Source organism: Candidatus Acidulodesulfobacterium ferriphilum, from assembly GCA_004195035.1.
GTDB lineage: Bacteria > SZUA-79 > SZUA-79 > Acidulodesulfobacterales > Acidulodesulfobacteraceae > Acidulodesulfobacterium > Acidulodesulfobacterium ferriphilum.
This window is the reverse complement of the sequence record SGBD01000001.1, coordinates 355,860-373,846: the sequence shown is the minus strand read 5'-3', so window position 1 is coordinate 373,846 and position 17,987 is coordinate 355,860. Positions and strand designations below refer to the sequence as shown.

At 37.6% G+C, this 17,987-nt stretch carries 17 protein-coding genes; 9 read left to right on the top strand and 8 right to left on the bottom strand.

Features of this window, described 5'->3' with window-relative positions:
- Positions 1–6: 6 nt before the first annotated feature.
- From EVJ47_01910 to rplU, 8 genes are all read right to left on the bottom strand, one after another.
- Positions 7–1,380 (bottom strand): hypothetical protein, encoded by a 1,374-nt coding sequence (locus EVJ47_01910; protein ID RZD15053.1) that lies wholly within the window; start codon positions 1,378–1,380, stop codon positions 7–9.
- A 44-nt stretch (positions 1,381–1,424) separates the two neighbouring features.
- Entirely contained in the window at positions 1,425–1,742 is a 318-nt protein-coding gene (gene rsfS, locus EVJ47_01905; GenBank protein RZD15052.1) for a ribosome silencing factor, read from the bottom strand.
- A gap of 95 nt (positions 1,743–1,837) precedes the next feature.
- Positions 1,838–2,488 (bottom strand): nicotinate (nicotinamide) nucleotide adenylyltransferase, encoded by a 651-nt coding sequence (nadD, locus tag EVJ47_01900; GenBank protein ID RZD15051.1) that lies wholly within the window; start codon positions 2,486–2,488, stop codon positions 1,838–1,840.
- Entirely contained in the window at positions 2,485–3,756 is a 1,272-nt protein-coding gene (locus EVJ47_01895) for a glutamate-5-semialdehyde dehydrogenase (protein ID RZD15050.1), read from the bottom strand. The genes nadD and EVJ47_01895 overlap by 4 nt, the downstream gene beginning before the upstream one ends.
- A gap of 71 nt (positions 3,757–3,827) precedes the next feature.
- Positions 3,828–5,003 (bottom strand): glutamate 5-kinase, encoded by a 1,176-nt coding sequence (gene proB / locus EVJ47_01890; GenBank protein RZD15049.1) that lies wholly within the window; start codon positions 5,001–5,003, stop codon positions 3,828–3,830.
- 65 nt (positions 5,004–5,068) lie between these two features.
- Positions 5,069–6,073, bottom strand: a complete 1,005-nt coding sequence (obgE, locus tag EVJ47_01885; protein RZD15048.1) for a GTPase ObgE — start codon at positions 6,071–6,073, stop codon at positions 5,069–5,071.
- Between the two features lie 171 nt (positions 6,074–6,244).
- Entirely contained in the window at positions 6,245–6,505 is a 261-nt protein-coding gene (locus tag EVJ47_01880; protein RZD15047.1) for a 50S ribosomal protein L27, read from the bottom strand.
- Positions 6,506–6,594: 89 nt separating this feature from the next.
- Positions 6,595–6,906, bottom strand: coding sequence for a 50S ribosomal protein L21 (gene rplU / locus EVJ47_01875; GenBank protein RZD15046.1), 312 nt, complete (start codon positions 6,904–6,906; stop codon positions 6,595–6,597).
- A 218-nt stretch (positions 6,907–7,124) separates the two neighbouring features.
- Between rplU and EVJ47_01870 the strand changes: the two genes are divergently transcribed.
- From EVJ47_01870 to EVJ47_01830, 9 genes are all read left to right on the top strand, one after another.
- Positions 7,125–8,297, top strand: a complete 1,173-nt coding sequence (locus EVJ47_01870) for a PAS domain-containing protein (GenBank protein RZD15045.1) — start codon at positions 7,125–7,127, stop codon at positions 8,295–8,297.
- Positions 8,298–8,302: 5 nt separating this feature from the next.
- Entirely contained in the window at positions 8,303–9,664 is a 1,362-nt protein-coding gene (locus EVJ47_01865; protein ID RZD15044.1) for a sigma-54-dependent Fis family transcriptional regulator, read from the top strand.
- A gap of 117 nt (positions 9,665–9,781) precedes the next feature.
- The gene (locus EVJ47_01860; GenBank protein ID RZD15043.1) at positions 9,782–11,593 is read left to right on the top strand and encodes a methyl-accepting chemotaxis protein; all 1,812 of its coding nucleotides are present in this window, start codon (positions 9,782–9,784) and stop codon (positions 11,591–11,593) included.
- Between the two features lie 97 nt (positions 11,594–11,690).
- Entirely contained in the window at positions 11,691–13,190 is a 1,500-nt protein-coding gene (locus EVJ47_01855; protein RZD15541.1) for a leucyl aminopeptidase, read from the top strand.
- A 105-nt stretch (positions 13,191–13,295) separates the two neighbouring features.
- The gene (locus EVJ47_01850) at positions 13,296–13,664 is read left to right on the top strand and encodes an NADH-quinone oxidoreductase subunit A (GenBank protein RZD15540.1); all 369 of its coding nucleotides are present in this window, start codon (positions 13,296–13,298) and stop codon (positions 13,662–13,664) included.
- Positions 13,655–14,149: an NADH-quinone oxidoreductase subunit B gene (locus tag EVJ47_01845; GenBank protein ID RZD15042.1), complete on the top strand. Its 495-nt coding sequence runs from the start codon at positions 13,655–13,657 to the stop codon at positions 14,147–14,149. Before EVJ47_01850 ends, EVJ47_01845 begins: the two co-directional genes overlap by 10 nt.
- Before the next feature lie 59 nt (positions 14,150–14,208).
- Positions 14,209–14,751 carry an NADH-quinone oxidoreductase subunit C gene (locus EVJ47_01840; GenBank protein ID RZD15041.1) on the top strand — a complete coding sequence of 181 codons (543 nt, stop codon included), beginning with the start codon at positions 14,209–14,211 and terminating at the stop codon, positions 14,749–14,751.
- 30 nt (positions 14,752–14,781) lie between these two features.
- A complete protein-coding gene (locus EVJ47_01835; GenBank protein ID RZD15040.1) occupies positions 14,782–15,981 on the top strand; it encodes an NADH-quinone oxidoreductase subunit D in 1,200 nt (399 codons plus the stop codon).
- Positions 15,982–16,012: 31 nt separating this feature from the next.
- A complete protein-coding gene (locus EVJ47_01830; protein ID RZD15039.1) occupies positions 16,013–17,917 on the top strand; it encodes a dihydropyrimidine dehydrogenase subunit A in 1,905 nt (634 codons plus the stop codon).
- Positions 17,918–17,987 lie beyond the last annotated feature (70 nt).

The window sequence follows — 17,987 nt, the reverse complement described above, 5'->3', positions numbered from 1 at the left end:
GCCTGTTTACTCCGAAATCAATGACGGAATATTTTTAATATCATCTTTTTGTCCGCTTTCATAAAGCGTTCCGGAGGTTTTTATATTAAATGTGTTCCATAGGTTGCAGGATGGGCAGATCGAAGAATAATTGTAAGAGACAAACCCGCAATTTGAACAGGTAAAAGGTAACTTGACCGGATATTGGCCTTTAAGAGCCTTTCTAAAATTTACGGCGGAATCGTTATATTTTCCTCTTTTAAAGTAACATTCCGCTAAAAGAAGGCTGAGGGAGTTGTCTTTAAAAATTGAAGCAGGGATTTCATGAAGGCTTGAAAGCGCATCGTCAACCATTTCTAATCTCATATATAGTTTTCCTAAAAATAGCCTGTATTCCCACTTTTCAGGATTATCGTAAATAAGTTCTTGGTAGAATTTAATAATATTTTCGGGATGATTCGTTTTTATCGCTATATCCTCGATTTTGATTAGAATAGCGAAGTTGCCGGTTTTTAAAAATGCCTTTTCCCATAAATCGAATACTTCGGGATATTTCCCTTTTTTAATATAAATGTCTCCCAGAGATATGTACGCGGGGACAAAATTTTTATTTTGGGTTAACACCTGGTTAAATCTTTTAGCGGATCTTACGGTATCGTTTTCCGTTTCTAAAAGATACTTTCCGAATTCATATTTAAGCCCGAGCATGACTAATTCTTCTTTTTTATTAATCTCTTTATCTTTTGATTCAGCGAGAAAGAGCTTAGACATCCTGTATGCATTTTTCCATTCGCCTTTTTTTATGTAAATATCTTTTAACTGCGTTATTGCATATAGATTATCGTTTGAGGATTCTAACGCCTTATTGTAATAAACTATTGCTTTATCATAATCTTTGTTTAATTTATATAGATTTCCGGCCTCATTAAGAGCATTAATATTATCTTTTTCTATTTCCAGCGCTTTATTTAAGTTAAATTCGCTATCTTTTATTTTTCCTTTATGTTTGTAAATTTTCGCCAGAAGTAAATAACCGCTTATGCTGTTTTCATAGGCGGATAAGTATTTTTTTATTAAGTCTATTGCCTTGTCGTATTGTCCTTTAATATAGAAATCGTAAGCTTTGTTAACGGAATTATCTATTTCCGTTTTTATAAACTGCTTTCTTTTAAAGAAAAGATTTTTTATCTGAGAAATTAAATCCTTTAAAATATTTATAGACAGGACAAGAACAATTCCAACCAAAAATGCCGAAAAAATATAAATTATAAGATATTCATTAATTATGTGCTGTGAGCCCGGGGCGTAATGCAGTGGAATCTTCACGGGGTTAAGCATATAAAGATACTCAAAGAAAGCTATCAGCACCAGAATGGCGATTATTAATGTAATGATATACATAATTAATTTTTATCCGTCATTCCTGCGTACGCAGGAATCTACTCTTAATTTTCCACAATTAACTCTTTGGCATCGGGCCATAATCCTTCAAGGTTATAATACGGCCTTAAATCGTCGTGAATTATGTGTATTATGACATCTCCATAGTCAATTACGACCCATCTCGAACCTGAAAGCCCCTCCACTCCGAAGGGACGCTTTTTTATGGAATCTATTAAATTGTTGGCTATCGATGATATTTGACGATCGGATGAACCGCCCGCGATAATAACAAAATCGGTCATTGCGGAAATCCTTCTAATATCGAGCACGATAACATCGTGAGCCTTTTTCTCTAAAAGGGAGCCTATTATAGACCTTATAGTTTTATTTGTTCTTTTTAGTTTTTTTCTTTCTATTTTTGCGTTAATTATTTTAAATCACCTTGTTTAGCAGTTGCAATTATAAATTGTAAAAGTTAAATATACATCTTTTTATTAATTATATAATTAATAACATCCTTTGGCAATAGATATAGGTTGGAAATGTTTTTTTTAAAGTTATTCCTGATTATTGTAGATGAAATATCCATTCTTGTTATTTTAAGGAAATTTATATATCTATTTTTAGACGTGACAAATCTTTTGTTTTTATGGTCTATATCGATTTGCCCTTTTATCCCGTCCGGCAAAAAAGATGTAAGTTTTATTAGATCTTTTGGATTAAACCTTATATTATTTCTGTTAATAACGATAAAATTAATCATGCCAAAGAGGAGTTCGCCGTTTTTCCAATTTTTTAAATCAAAATACGCATCCATTCCTATAATAAAATATAAATCGTCATCCGGGTATAATTTCTTAAACTGAATAACGGTGTCATATGAGTAAGAAATTCCGCCTCTTTTAATTTCAATATCCGAAACTGTGAATTTTTTATGATCGTTTATTGCGATTTTTATCATTTCAAGCCTTTCTTGCGAACTTGAAGGTACTTTTTCTTTATTAGAAGTTATGTTTGTCGGGACAAATATAACTTTTTCCAAAAAGTTTTGCGTAATTTCTTCCGCCGCCCTTAAATGTCCGTAATGAATCGGATCAAATGTTCCGCCGAAAATGCCGATATTCATGTCCTTGTCTGATAGCTGCCGAAAACGATAAATTTAGTCGTGGTAAGTTCCCTTGCGCCCATCGGTCCAAATGCATGAATTTTTGAAGTGGATATGCCTATTTCCGCCCCGAGCCCTAGCTCAAAACCATCGTTAAATCTAGTAGAAGCGTTTATAAGAACGCAGGAAGAGTTTACCCTTTTTATGAACTCAAGAGCGTTGGCGTAATTTTCGGTAAGTATTGCTTCGGTATGATTGGAACCGTGTTTTTTAATATGTTCTACGGCGGCGTCCATATTGGGGACCGATTTTACTGCCAGTGTAAGATTTAAATATTCGGTATCCCAATCGTCCTGTTCTGCCGCTACAAGAAAATTAAATTCCTGTTTGTAAATATTTAAAATTTCATCGTCAACTCTCACTTCCACGCCGTTTTTTTTAAGTTCGCCGAGCATTTCAGGCATAAACCTGTCAAGTATGGAGGAATGGACTAAAAGCGTTTCTAATGCATTGCAAACCGACGGCCTTTGAACTTTTGCATTAATAATGACATTAAGCGACTTCTTAATATCGGCATATTCATCGACATATATGTGACAGAGGCCTTTATCATGTTTTATCACGGGAATTTTAGAGTTTTCGATAACATAGGATATAAGCCCTTCTCCGCCCCTCGGTATTATTAAATCTATATATTTTTTTTGAGAAATTAATTCTTTAATAGCAGATCTATCGGTATAAGGAACCATTGAAACTATTTGAGGCGGAAGGCCGTTAAGATTTAAACTTTTCGAGATTATTGAAGCCAGTATCATATTGGAATTAAAAGCCTCCGACCCGCCCCTTAAAATTACGGCATTTCCAGATAACAGGCAAAGTATGGATGCATCTATTGTAACGGTCGGTCTCGATTCATAAATAATACCTATGACGCCAAGCGGTATCCGCATCTTTCCGACCATAAGCCCGTTTGGCCTAACCGTAATATCTTCTATTTCTCCTACAGGGTCTTTAATTTTCCCCACATCTTCTACCGACTTAATCATTGAATTGAATGTCTTTTCGGAAATCGTCAGCCTGTCAACCATCGGAACGCTAAGCCCGCGGGACTGTGCATTTTCCACATCCTTTCTATTTTCAAGGATTACATTATTTTTGTTTTCGATTAAAAGGTTTTTAATCGTATTAAGTATATTTAGTTTTGTGCTTATCCCGGCGCTTGCGATAAAACTGCTTGTGGCGTACGCCTTTCTTGCAATTTCTTCGATAGATTCTGTTTCAGGTTCCATACGCATTTACCTTAGAATAAATATGGTTAAATTTTATTATAATTTTATTATCATGCTCTTAATATATTTAATTAAGCGGTAACGGCCAATTTGTCCTTATGCACAACTAAAGCCGAAAGGATGCCTTCGCCAAATTTTGTTTTTATTTCATGGGATTTAAGTCCCTTAATTCTTTTTATATCCTTCGAATCAAAATTGGATATGCCGATAGAAAAAATTTTACCTTCTTCGTTAACGATATAAACCCCCTCCCCTTTTTTAAATTCGCCGTTTACTGCAAGAATACCGCTTGCAAGAAGGCTTTTATTTTTGTTGATAATTGCGTCGACTGCCCCCTTATCGATTACTATTTGCCCCTTTTTTTCCATGCCGAATAAAAGCCAGTGTTTTTTCTTGTTAATGTTATTTTTTAAAGACGGAATGAATGTTCCCGTCAGTATGCCTCCGGCGAACGAATCAAGGCTTTTTCCGTCCTTGCCCGAGATAATAATAGTGTCTGTCCCCGCGCCGGCGGCGATAAACGAGGCATAAAGTTTTGATTTCATTCCGCCTGTGCCTTGCAAACTTTTAGATGTTTCTTTAAAATCTTTCATAAAATCCTTTATGTTATCTATCGTTTTAATAAGTTTCGCATCTTTATGCAATACAGGATTTTTGTCGTAAACGCCATGGACATTGGAAAGAATTATTAATAAGTCGGCGCATACGAGGTTTGAAACGAGAGCCGACAAATGGTCATTGTCGGAAAATTTTATCTCTTCGTAGGAAATAGTGTCATTTTCATTTATAATCGGCACAACCTTATTCTTTAACAGCTCGTATATTGTGTTTCTTGCATTGACGAACCTTTTTCTGGAGGATATGTCGTCTTTCGTTAAAAGGATTTGCGCTGTTTTTATTCCGTATTGTTTAAAACAAGAGCCGTAATTTTTCATTAATATCGCCTGTCCGCAAGCGGCAAAAGCCTGCTTTTCCGGCATGCTGAAATTATTTGAAAAATTATTTGAAGGGGACGGGGTATTTAATACATCTTTTCCGGCGGCTATCGCTCCCGATGAAACTAATATTACTTCTTTTTGCTGCCGTATTAACGAATGCGAAAAACTGCAAATTCTTTTAAAGGCGGATAAAGAAAGTTTATCTTTATCGCCTAAGAGTACCTGCGTGCCGATTTTTAAAACTATTCTTTTTTTGGAATTCAAATATTTTCTAAAATCGTTTAATGCATTATATTCTTTATTATTCATTTATTATGCTTTTTGTTATTTTCGGAAGAATTTATATATCACATTTTTATAATTATTATAACAAATCAACAAATCAATTTGTTTAAATTATTTTTCAATTCGTCTATATCCATATTTTCGGATGCGGAAATGAAAAGCGGTTTAATACCCTTTTTATCGAAAAATTTATTAATTTCATCCTTTATTTTATTAAGTTCTTTTAAATTGGATATTAAATCGATTTTATTTATGACGACTATCCTGTTTTTTTTAAGGATTTCTTTATTAAATTTATTTATTTCGTTTATGACCGTTTCGTACCGATTTTCGACTTCAGCAATATTGCCTATTTCGATTAAATGCAGAAGTATGTTCGATCTTTCTATGTGTTTTAGAAATCTTAAACCCAAGCCTGTGCCTTCGGCCGCGCCGGAGATAATGCCAGGTATATCGACTATCGTAAATGTTTTATTGGAATCTTCGTCGCGGCAGACGCCGAGACTCGGCGTTTTTGTCGTAAAGGGATACGGCGCTATTTCGGGATGAGCTCCGGACAATTTAGAAATCAGGGTGGATTTTCCGGCATTGGGAAGACCGATTATGCCTACATCTCCCAGGCTTTTAAGAACAAGGCGGATTTTTTTTGTTTCCCCCTGTGTCCCGGGTTGCGAAAACCGCGGCCTTCTATTAACGGAGGATTTAAAAAAGGTATTTCCTTTCCCGCCCCTGCCACCTTGCAAAACTATAAATTTTTCCCCGTCTTTTGTCAAGTCGGCTATTATTTCGCCCGAGTCATAATCTATTATCGCCGTTCCCACGGGAACATTTAAAATAATATCTTTTCCGTCCCTGCCCTTTTTATTGTTGCCCTGTCCATTCCCGCCGTTTTCGGCGGCGAACCTTGGCTTATATCTGAAATCCAGCAGGCTTGTTATATTGTGGGATGCTTTAAAAATGACATCCCCGCCGTCTCCGCCGTCTCCGCCGTCGGGTCCCCCTTTAGGAATGAATTTTTCTCTCCTGAAACTCACTGCACCTTTGCCCCCGTTGCCGGAGGCTATAGTTATCACGGCATTATCGACGAATTTCATCTTAAATTTAAATTATGATTCTATAGTAATTGATTTTATGTAATGAGGAATTTTGAGGTAAAACAAAGCCGCCTGAAATGTCGTTCCGTCCGGCAGCCCGCCTTTGCGGCGTATTTGGGCTTGGATGCGGCGGATGCATAGGTTGAATCGTTGAATCCGGAATCGCGGCGATTATTTCTCTAAGGGGATAATGCTGACAAATTTTCTATTGTTCTTTCCTGCGTGAAATTTAACAAAGCCGCTCATTATAGAGTAAAGAGTATAATCCCTTCCTTCTTTGACATTTTTTCCGGGGTGGAAAGATGAACCAACCTGGCGAACAATGATTTCGCCCGGCTTTACTAATTCCCCGCCGAATCTTTTTACTCCCCTTCTTTGACCTTGACTGTCCCGCCCGTTTCTGGAACTGCCGCCTGCTTTTTTGTGAGCCATAATTACACCTGTGCCTTATTAGATAAAGTATTATTTATTTTTTTATTATCCGCGTATTTAAAATTTTAAATTTTTGCCCTGAAGGTTATTTATTGAATGTCGGTTATCTTGACTTCGGTAAAATTTTGTCTATGTCCTCTTTTTTTTCTTTCGTCTTTACGGCGTTTCATCTTAAACACGATTATCTTTTTTGCTCTTCCGTTTCTGACCACGATACCTTTGACATTTACATCTTTTAAAGCCTGTTCCCCAAAAAGAATATTGTCGTTATTTTTCAGCATGCTCGGCTTAAAAAATATTTCATCCCCCTTGTTTTTACCTATATTTTCAATTCTTATCAGGTCTCCGGCAGATACCTTGTATTGCTTTGAGCCTGAATTTATGATAGCGTAATCATTCATAAGATAATCCTCTTTGCTTAAAAATAAATTTATAAATATAAAAGCTAATATTAATAGATTTTTGAAATATTGTCAATAGGTTGAAGTAAAATTTTTCAATTAATCCTATTCAAGGTTTATAATTGTGTTATAATAATTGGGGATATCAGCCAAAAAGTGTTTATATTAACAAACCTTTAACAAAATTTTCTATCGATATTTAATTCATTAATTTATTTATGGGATTATTTATGGAAAATAGGGAAAAACAGGTTTTAGCTTTTAGTTCGGATGACATATTAGATAACATAAATGACGGGGTTATCGTTATCGATGAAAATTACAAAATAGTTTATGCAAACAGGCGTTTTTTAAATGATGCCGGCCTGCCAGTTTCGGATGTTATAGGAGGCTATTGTTATAAGATAAGCCATTTCAGGGACGAGCCGTGCGACCCCTTATTAGAATCGTGTTCGGTGGAAGAGGTTATTAAAAAAGGGAAGACGGTTAAGGTTATACACGGTCATTACGGGTCGGAAAAAAAAGAAATTGCCGTCGAAATAAATTCATCCCCTTTGTATGATAATTCAACGGGCAAAAGATATGCGGTCGAGGTTTTGAGGTGTCTGGGAAGCGGTTCCGATGCCCAGCTTAAATTTAACTTATCTCAAAGGCTTTCCGAAGTCGGCCTCTTAGCCGAGGGCGTGGCGCATGAAATAAATAATCCGCTTAACAATATACTGGCTTCCGTAGATATGATGAGGATGTGCATCGGAAACAATGAACCCATTCAAAGCAATCTTCCCGGCGGTTTCAAAGAAGGCAGCTGCGATATTAAAAAATATTTTGAGTTAATAAGAACGGAGATAGAGAGGTGTAAAGATATTACAAAAAAGCTTCTCCTCCTATCCAGACCCGTATCGGTTAAGGCAGATATAGTAAATGTCAATAAGTCGGTGGATGAGAGCCTTTCCTTGCTTTCCTTCCTGGCAAATAAGAAAAATGTTATGATAAAGAAGAACTTTGCCAGACATCCTCCTCTGATTAGTTTCTCGGAAGCAGGGTTAAGGCAGGTCGTACTTAATATAGGGCTTAACGCAATACAGGCCGTTCAGGAAGAGTCGGGAGTCGTGTATTTTATAACCAGGATAATAAAGGATTATATTTATATATTGATTATAGATAATGGACAGGGTATTGCGCCGGCCGATATCAAAAAGATTTTTGACCCCTTTTTCTCGAAAAATAAGGGTGCGGGAAGCACAGGGCTCGGGCTTTCCATATCTTTGAGCATAATTAAATCTCTAGGGGGTTCGATCGAGGTCAGGTCTAAACAGGATTTGGGAACAAAATTCGTAATAAAAATACCGGTTAAAAGCAACTTCAGGGAAAATAACGATAAAGAAAAATAAAAGCCATGGATAACAATTTAATTTCTATACTTATTGTTGACGACGATATAAATTATAGAAATATACTTACGGACTATTTAAGCAGCGAGGGTTATGACGTTCAATCCGCTCCTTCTGCCGAAGAAGCAATAGAAAAATTAGAAAAAGGCTATTTCAACATTATAATATCGGACCTAAAATTACCCCGAAAGTCCGGCATAGAACTATTAAAAATTGTAAAATCAAAAACGAACGATATAGAGATAATTATCTTAACTGCTTTCGGCACCGTCGATTCAGCCGTGGCTGCCTTAAAAATTGGCGCCTGCGATTACCTTGTTAAGCCGCTAAGTCTCGAAGAACTCAGCATAACCATAAAAAAACTAATCGAAAATATTAACTTAAAAAATTATGCCGCCTATTTTAAAAGAGAGATTTTTAAGCGGTTTTTTATAGGAAAATCTAAAGCGGCATCGAAGGTGATAGAAGATATTTCCGCCGCCGCCAAATCGGATTTGAATGTTTTGATTACTGGAGAATCAGGCACAGGCAAAGAATTAAGCGCGAATATGCTCCACAAGCTGTCGATCAGAAAAGATAACCCCCTTATCATTGTCGATTCCTGTAATTTATCCGAAAATTTGTTCGAATCGGAGTTGTTCGGTCATGAAAGGGGTTCGTTTACAGGAGCGGATGCCCTTAAAAAAGGGCTTCTGGAATATGCGGACAAGGGAACGCTTTTTATCGATGAAATTGGCGATGTTAGCGGTATTATACAGGCGAAGCTTCTAAGAATATTAGATACGAAAAGCTTCAGGAGGGTAGGTTCATCCAAAAACCTCTTTATCGACACAAGAATAATAACCGCAACAAATAAAAATCTAAAAAAGATGGTCGAAGAAGGTCATTTTAGAGGTGATTTATTTTACAGGATAAACGGTTTTACGATAGAGCTTCCGCCTTTAAGAGAGAGAAAAGAAGATATTTCTCATTTAGCCCATTTTTTTATGACGAAAGAAAATAAAATTAAATTTTCAAAGCACCTTTCCGCATCCGCCGAAAATAAACTTTTAAACTACGACTGGCCCGGCAATGTCAGGGAATTAAAAAATGTTATCGAAAGAGCAATGGTTTTATCCGACGGCAAAGAAGAAATACCGCCGGAAGCTATTCAGCTTGAAGTTTCATACGATAATGACAGGGATGCGGTTAACGGAAAGACGCTCTTTGATAAAAATCCGACTTTAAAAGAAATAGAAGAAGAATATATCAAATACCTTTTTTCTAAAAAGTTGAGCAAATCCGAAATTGCGGGTATTATCGGGGTAAGCGAAAGAAATCTTTACAGAAAGCTAAGGGTGTTAAAGCAAGGGCAGAGTCCGCATTAGTTCTAGGCTTTATACATAAAGCCTATTGACGACGGAATATTTTAAAACATTTACTTTTTTGTTTTATTATATTTATTATATTTGATATCATTATAAAGATTTTTATTATTTATTTTAATGCAGGCAGGGGGGATAAATAAGGTGGATTTAAATTTGATTAAAAAGGTCTCTATTAAGACCAAACTACTTTTCCTAATCACTTTCGTTTTTATTTTAATTTTATCATTTTTAACTTATTACTCTGTTTCCAGCCAGAACAAAATGTCCGTTAAAATGACATCAAGCGATGCCGTCGTTACTGCCAAAACGGTGCTTTCCAGTTTAAATGCCATGATGCTTAACGGAACTATTTCTAAGAAGTCCGATAGAAGGCAGCTTTTCGGGATATTTAAAAAAATTCAGGGCATTAAAGATGTTAAAGTTATAAGAGGCGAAGCCGTTAATAAAGAGTTCGGTCCAGGGCTCAAACATGAAAATCCGACAACTAAGTTTGACAAAGAAATACTGGGGTCAAATAAGGAAATTATCAGTATATTCAATAAAAACGGACATGAATATCTAAAAGTCGGCGTTCCGTTTGTCGCAAAAAAGATGTCCAGGGGTATAAACTGCCTTATGTGCCATACGGTTAAAGACGGGACGACGCTCGGCGGGGTTAAGCTTATTTATTCCATGAAAAATGCCGTAAACTCATCCAATATTTTTATGAGAAACATTATTATCGTTTCCTTTATCTTTCTTGTTCTATCTATTTTAGCCATATATGGTTTATTAAAATCTATCTTTATAAAGCCGACAAAAAATCTTTACGATAAGCTGAACGATATTGTAAGGGGAGACGGAGATTTAAGCAAGCTTATTCCTATGGACTGTTATAATAAGACAACTATTATGATGAAGAAAAGCAAGAATTGCATGCTTAAAGAAGATGAACTGGAGCCGAGATGCTGGGATAAGCAGCAAGACCGGTATGGAGATACGGGTGGGCAGATTTGCATAAAATGCGATGTTTATAAAAATTCCGTATATGATGAAATTACATCCGTCGCTAACAAATTTAACAAATTTATTATAGATATAAGAGAAATCGTAAAATCTATAACCGAAGAGGCCATGACCATTGTCGATGTAAACACATCGATAGAAACCCATGTCGATGAAATAAGCGGTAAGGCTAAAGAACAGGCTTTGCTTTCGACGCATGTGGCAGCGGCCTCGGAAGAAATGAGTCAGACGATTAAAGAGATATCCAAAAATACGCAAAATTTAAGCAGTGTCGCAAAAGAGGCTTCCGGCAGTGCAAAAGAAGGCTTTGACATAGTCGAAAGGGCGATAAACGGTATTAAAAATGTGGCCGTTCTTACGGAAGAACTTGGAAGCCTAATAAACGGGCTCGAAAAGGGTTCTTACGAGATTGGAGAAATAATCTCGGTTATCAACGATATAGCCGATCAGACAAACCTGCTGGCGCTTAATGCCGCAATAGAGGCCGCGCGCGCCGGAGAGTCAGGAAGGGGATTTGCCGTTGTGGCGGATGAGGTAAGAAAGCTTGCGGAAAGAACGGTTAAGGCAACAAAAGAGATAGTATCGAAGGTTCAAACCATACAGCAAAGCACCCAAAATACAAAATCTTCGATGGATTCCACGATGAAAGAAGTCAGCTTATCGGTGGAATATGCTTCAAAGGCGGGAGAATCGCTTAATAGCATAGAAAGAAACATAGTAGGCCTGGCAGACCAGGTTAATTCCATAGCCGCGGCATCAGAGGAGCAAACGGCGGCAACAAACGAGATTTCCCAAAATATCGAAATGGTATCGAATCTTGCCGCATCAAATTCGAAGCAGTCTTCAAGCACTGCCAAAGAAGCGGCTTCCGTTTACGGGGAGCTGGAAAAGCTTATAGGGATAATAAAAAGGTTTAAGTATTAAAAATAAGTATTAAAACATAAAAAAATAATACGGGGGGGGTATTACATTGGAATTTAAAATTATCGAATCTATCGGGGAAATTTTAAAAGGTAAAGTTGTGCCGCGGTTTGAGCGTATTTTTATATTTGGAGTCTTTGAAGGGGATGAGGGCAGTTTTTTAAAGAATAAAACCCTCAAAGAATTCGAGTTTATATATAAAAGGCTAAAACAACTTAATTTTAAGGCAAAAAAGGGGAAAAATGCAATGATTGAATCCCCTATTCTTTCATTGGTGCACGGCATAGGCAAAAAAGATAAGTTTAATTATGATTCTATGAGATATTTTGTTTCAAGCTCTTTAAGAATTGCCAAAACAAATCGAATTAAAGAGGCAATTTTTATAATTCCCGGATTGCCCGAAGAATATTATATAAAAAACGGATTGTTTTATATGTCTTCAGCCGTTGTAGAGGGAGCATTATTAGGTTTATACGAATTTAAAAAATATAAGACAAAAGATGACGATAAAAATAATAGCAAAGCGGGAGATATTAAGATTGTCGGGATTCATTTCGATTCGCTTAAAGCAGGTAAGGACAAAGAGGAAAATATTAAGGAAGGCATAGGATTCGGAAAAATAACTTCCCAAGCCGCGAATTTTGCAAGAGATATAGTTAACGAGCCGGGAAATATCGCTACACCCGAGTATCTCGCAAATATTGCGAAGGATTTGTCCGCGCAAGAGGGTATAGAATGTGAAATATTCGACGAGAAAGAGATACTTAAAAAGGGTATGCTTTCCTTTTACGGGGTTGCGCAGGGTTCAAAAAATCCTCCCAGATTTATCCATCTGATTTATAAGCCGAAAAATAAAACAAAAAAAATTAAACTTAAAAAGATTGCAATAGTAGGAAAGGGTATAACCTTTGATAGCGGCGGGCTTTCTTTGAAACCGGCCGATTTTATGACGACTATGAAGTCGGATAAGTCTGGAGCCTGCGCCGTCCTGGGAATAATGAAATACATTTCTAATCTGGACCTGAATGCGGAGGTTCACGGCATTATAGCCGCCTGCGAAAATATGCCGGACGGCGGCGCTCAGAGGCCGGATGATATAGTTAAAGCGCTTAACGGCAAGACTATCGAAATAGAAAATACCGATGCGGAGGGCCGTTTAACGCTTGCGGATGCTTTGACCTTTGCGGAGAATCAGGGGGCGGAAGAGATAATAGACATGGCCACCCTGACCGGAGCCTGCGTTGTCGCTTTAGGCGAATATACCTCGGGGGTCATGGGAAACGACAAAGGCTTAATAGACAGCATTATCAAGACAAGCGAGATTTCCGGCGAAAAAATGTGGGAATTGCCGTTCGACGATAATATGCAGGAAAAACTCTTAAGTCCTGTCGCCGATGTCAAAAATGTAGGAAATAAATATGGCGGGGCCATAACGGCAGGGATGTTTCTGGAAGAATTCGTTTCGGAGAAAGTCAAATGGTGCCACATAGATATAGCAGGTCCTGCCTTTACTAAAACAGGTTTTACTTATAATCCAAAGGGTGCGACGGGGGTCGGCGTCAGAACGATGTTATACTATTTAAAACAACATAAAGATTAAGTTATTTTTCTTATTGATTTTGAATATATTATATGATACATTCTATACGATATATCCAACCGCATATTTATAATTAATTTATTTTAGTGTAACATTATGAATAATATGAATGGAGATAGTTTGAATTCTTTTCTACCCATCCTTATAATGCTCGTAATAGCCATATTATTTGCCATTTTTACAATTATAGCCTCAAATTTTATTGGAAAAAAAACATACGAAATCGGAAAATTAAAACCTTATGAGTGCGGGGTTGAACCGACAGGCGATGCCCACTTCAGATTTGATGTTAAATTTTATCTTGTTGCCATTTTTTTTCTTCTTTTTGATATCGAAGCGCTTTTTTTATTTCCTTGGGCCGTTGTTTTTTCAGAGCTGGGGCTTTTCGGATTTATAGAAATGTTTATGTTTATCATAATATTAGTCATAGGTCTTTTGTATGTGTGGAAAAAGGGGGCGCTTAGATGGGAATAGAAGAACATCTGGGTGATAACATTATAACGACATCGTTAGATAAGCTTGTTTCATGGGGCAGAAAATGGTCGATTTGGCCTGCGACATTTGGTTTGGCCTGTTGTGCTATCGAAATGATGACTGTTGCCTCTTCCCGGTATGACTTCGATAGATTAGGTTTAATTTTCAGGTCAAGTCCCAGGCAATCCGATTTAATTATCGTATCAGGAAGGGTTTCATATAAAATGGCTCCCATGGTTAAAAGAATTTATGATCAGATGCCAAATCCGAAATGGGTTATTGCAATGGGTGATTGTGCCTGTTCAGGGGGGCTTTTTAATGTTTATAGCATAGTTCAGGGCGTTGACAGAATTATTCCCGTCGATGTTTATATCCCCGGTTGTCCGCCCAGACCGGAAGCCCTCATATACGGCATAGTAAAACTTCAAGAAAAGATAGAAAAAGGGACTATAAAAAGCGGGGAACCGCCTAAGATTTTAAAGTAAACCCGAACTAAAGCTTTTAATTTTAAATTATCTTAAGATAACATAAATTTAATATAAACATGAGCCTTAAAGAGATGGATGTCTTATTTGCACTTAGCGTCATAAAGGAATCTATGCCAAAATTAGTTTCTTCGATCGAAACTTCTAATGGCGATATGCATATATTCACGGGCAAAGAAAATATTATAGATTTTGCAAAATTCTTAAAAGACGACTCCAGGCTGCAATTCGATATGTTATCCGACTTGTTTGCCGTTGATTATCCAAAGAAGCCCGAAAGAATAGAAGTAATTTATAATTTTTATTCTACAAAAAATAATTTCAGAATATTTGTAAAGAGCAGAAGCAAAATAAACGAGCCTGATTACCCCAGTTTAACGCCGCTTTACAATTCGGCAAATTGGTTTGAAAGGGAAGTTTACGATATGTTTGGTTTAAAATTCAAGGGGCATCCCGATTTGAAAAGAATATTGAATCCCGATGACTGGGAAGGGCATCCTCTTCTTAAAGATTACCCGTTAAGGCAAAGGCCGCCGGTCGAAACGATAAATTTTGATACCCCGGGATATGTCGAAATGGATGAAATAACCCAAAAACCATAAATCACCAAATTATTAATAAGAAATTTAACAATGTTTGAATACAAAGATTTCTTAATAGAGACAGATAAATTTCCATTGAATGTGGGTCCCTCTCATCCCGCCACTCACGGCGTTCTCAGGGTTTTGGTTCAATTAGACGGAGAAGTTGTAGTTAATGCGGAACCTGTTATAGGTTATTTACATACAAGTATGGAAAAATATGCCGAATCCCGAACCTACCATCAGGCCGAGACTATTACGGACAGAATGGACTATGTTTCCGCCGCTTCAAATAACTTGGGTTATATTCTTGCCGTCGAAAAGCTTTGCGGCGTAAAAGCCCCTAAAAGAGCTGAATATGTCAGGGTTATCCTTGCAGAGTTTACAAGAATCAGTTCCCATCTTGTATGGCTGGGTACGCACGCCGTTGATATAGGCGCTTTAACCGAGTTTCTATACTGTTTTCGCGAAAGAGAGTTAATATTAGATATCATAGAAGCGGTTACCGGCGCAAGGATGACCCCTTCCTTTTATCGGGTCGGCGGTTTAGCAATGGATATACACAAAGATTTTATAGATAAAACGCGGAATTTTATAAAAATTTTTCCCGAAAAAGTCAGCGAGTATGAAGCGTTACTCACAAAGAACAAAATTTGGTTAGAAAGAACCAAAAATTTAGGTATAATTTCCGCCGAAGATGCGGCTAATTTCGCATTGACCGGGCCTTCCCTCAGAGGCAGCGGATTAAAATATGATGTCAGGAAGACAAACCCTTATTCAAGCTATGAAGATTTTGATTTCGAAATCCCTCTTGGAGATACGGGAGATGTTTACGATAGATATTTCGTAAGAATAGAAGAGATGAGGCAAAGCCTTAAAATAATAAATCAGGCGGTCGAAAATATTCCGGCGGGCGAATATTTAAGCTATGACGAATATCCCCGCTATGTTATCCCCCCTAAAAAAAGGGCGTTGACCACAATGGAAGGCATGATATCGCTCTTTAAATACGGTATGGAGGGCATAAAGCCGCCAAAGGGCGAGGCATACCACTCCGTAGAAAATCCGAGAGGAGAACTTGGTTTTTATCTGGTGTCGGATGGTTCGGCTTTTCCTTACCGCATGCGGGTGAGACCGCCGTCGTTTTGTAATATCAGCGCTTTGTGTAAAATGACGAAGGGGCATTTGTTAGCCGACTTAGTTGCGATTATGGGCAGTGTGGATATATTGCTGGGAGAAGTGGACAGGTAAAAGATAAAATCATAAATTAAATTTAGACTATATGAAGATTATAGATAAAATTGGTTCAAAATTAGATATTTCATTCTTTAAAAGAACGGGCCACGCCGAAATATCCTCCATACTTAATTGGAACGGCATAGCTTTGCTTGACGACAAGGACAATAAAGTTGATCTGGCAAGATGCTATATGAACGAACTTCAAAAGATTTCTTGCGGCGTTTGTACCCCGTGCATGATTGGAACTTCGGTTGCTTCCGATATTCTCGAACATATATGTAACGGTCGTGCTATTTTAGAAGATTTGGATAGATTAAGGAATCAATGCGAATGGATTTTATCGTCTTCTAAGTGCACCGTGGGAACCATGGGACCGTTAGCCGTTACCGAACTAATAGATAATTTCAGGGAAGATTTCGAAAACGCAATAATAAATAAAGAAATTATACCGAAAGGGGATTATATAACTAAGATAACCGCCCCTTGCATTAACGGCTGTCCATCCAAACTCGATATTCCAAACTGGATAGAAAGGGTCAGGGACGGCAGATTTGAAGACGCGCTCGAATCCGCGAGAAGAAATACCCCGTTAGCAGGGATTTTGGGAAGAACCTGCTTTCATCCGTGCCAAGACAATTGCCGCAGGGCTAATGTCGATGAGCCCATTCAGATATGTTTAATAAGACGATTCGCCGCCGATAACGAATTTTATTCCGATATCAAACCGAAATTCGCAATCAAAGACAACGGGATTAAAATAGCAATCGTCGGTTCAGGTCCCGCCGGTTTAAGCTGTGCGTACTATTTGCGCTTAATGGGCTATAAGCCCGTGATATTTGAAGCGCTGCCCGTTTTGGGGGGAATGATGAATGTCGGCATCCCGAAATACAGGTTGCCGAAAGAATTCTTAGATAAAGAAATTGATTATATCCTTTCTACCGGAATCGATTATAAATTAAATCAAAGACTTGGAACCGATTTTACGATAAGGGATCTTTTTGGGCAAGATTTTAAAGCCGTTTTCCTTGCGGTCGGCGCACATAAGGGACAAAATATAGGGTTGCCAGGAGAGCAGGACAACCTTAAGGGTTTTTATGAAGGGGTTAAATTTTTAAGGGATGTCTCCCTTGGGAATAAAATCGAAACCTGCAGGAAGGTTATCATAGAAGGGGGCGGCAATGTAGCTATAGATTGCTGCCGGACAGCAATCAGGTTAGGGTTCGAAGAAGTTATCGTTGTATATAGAAGAGCGAGAGAGCAGATGCCTGCAGCTCCTTACGAAATCGATACTGCCATTAAAGAAGGCGTTAAATTTGAATTTTTGACTAACCCCGTGAGTATTATCCAAGAAAACGGGGCGGTTAAAGGCGTAAAGTGCATAAAAATGAAACTCGGAGATCCCGATGAAAGTGGCAGAAGAAGCCCCGTGGAAGTTCCTGGTTCCGATTTTGACATAGAATGTGATTCGTTTATTATGGCGGTCGGGCAGGTTCCGGATTTTGATTTTTTGAAAGATACGCCGCAGATTAAAACAGGTAAAGGCAAAATAATAATAGCGGACGAGTTTACGCATATGACCGATATGCCTGGAGTATTCGCCGGCGGCGACGCATTTACGGGACCCATCAGCATAGTCGATTCAAATCGCGACGGTAAAAATGCCGCAAGAAGGATAGATCAATATATAAGAACGGGCTCATTTGAAGCAACGGACGATTGCCTTTTTGAATATCTGTTAGAAAAGATTGGTGTTTATGACAAAAAAGAGATAATAGATTATACCGATTTTCCGAAAGGAAATCCTGCAGCTAAACAGGTGGAAGAAGATGTTGAGATGCGCATAAGTAATTTTATGGAAGTTGACAAGGGTTTAACCAGCGATGATGTTATTTATGAAGCCACAAGGTGTATGAGGTGTTATTTTCTTATGCTTGTAAAGTTTAAATAAAATTTCAAAGCAAACACATTAAAAGAGTTAGATTCGAGATGCACGATAGAAAGAAAGTTTTATTTTAAAA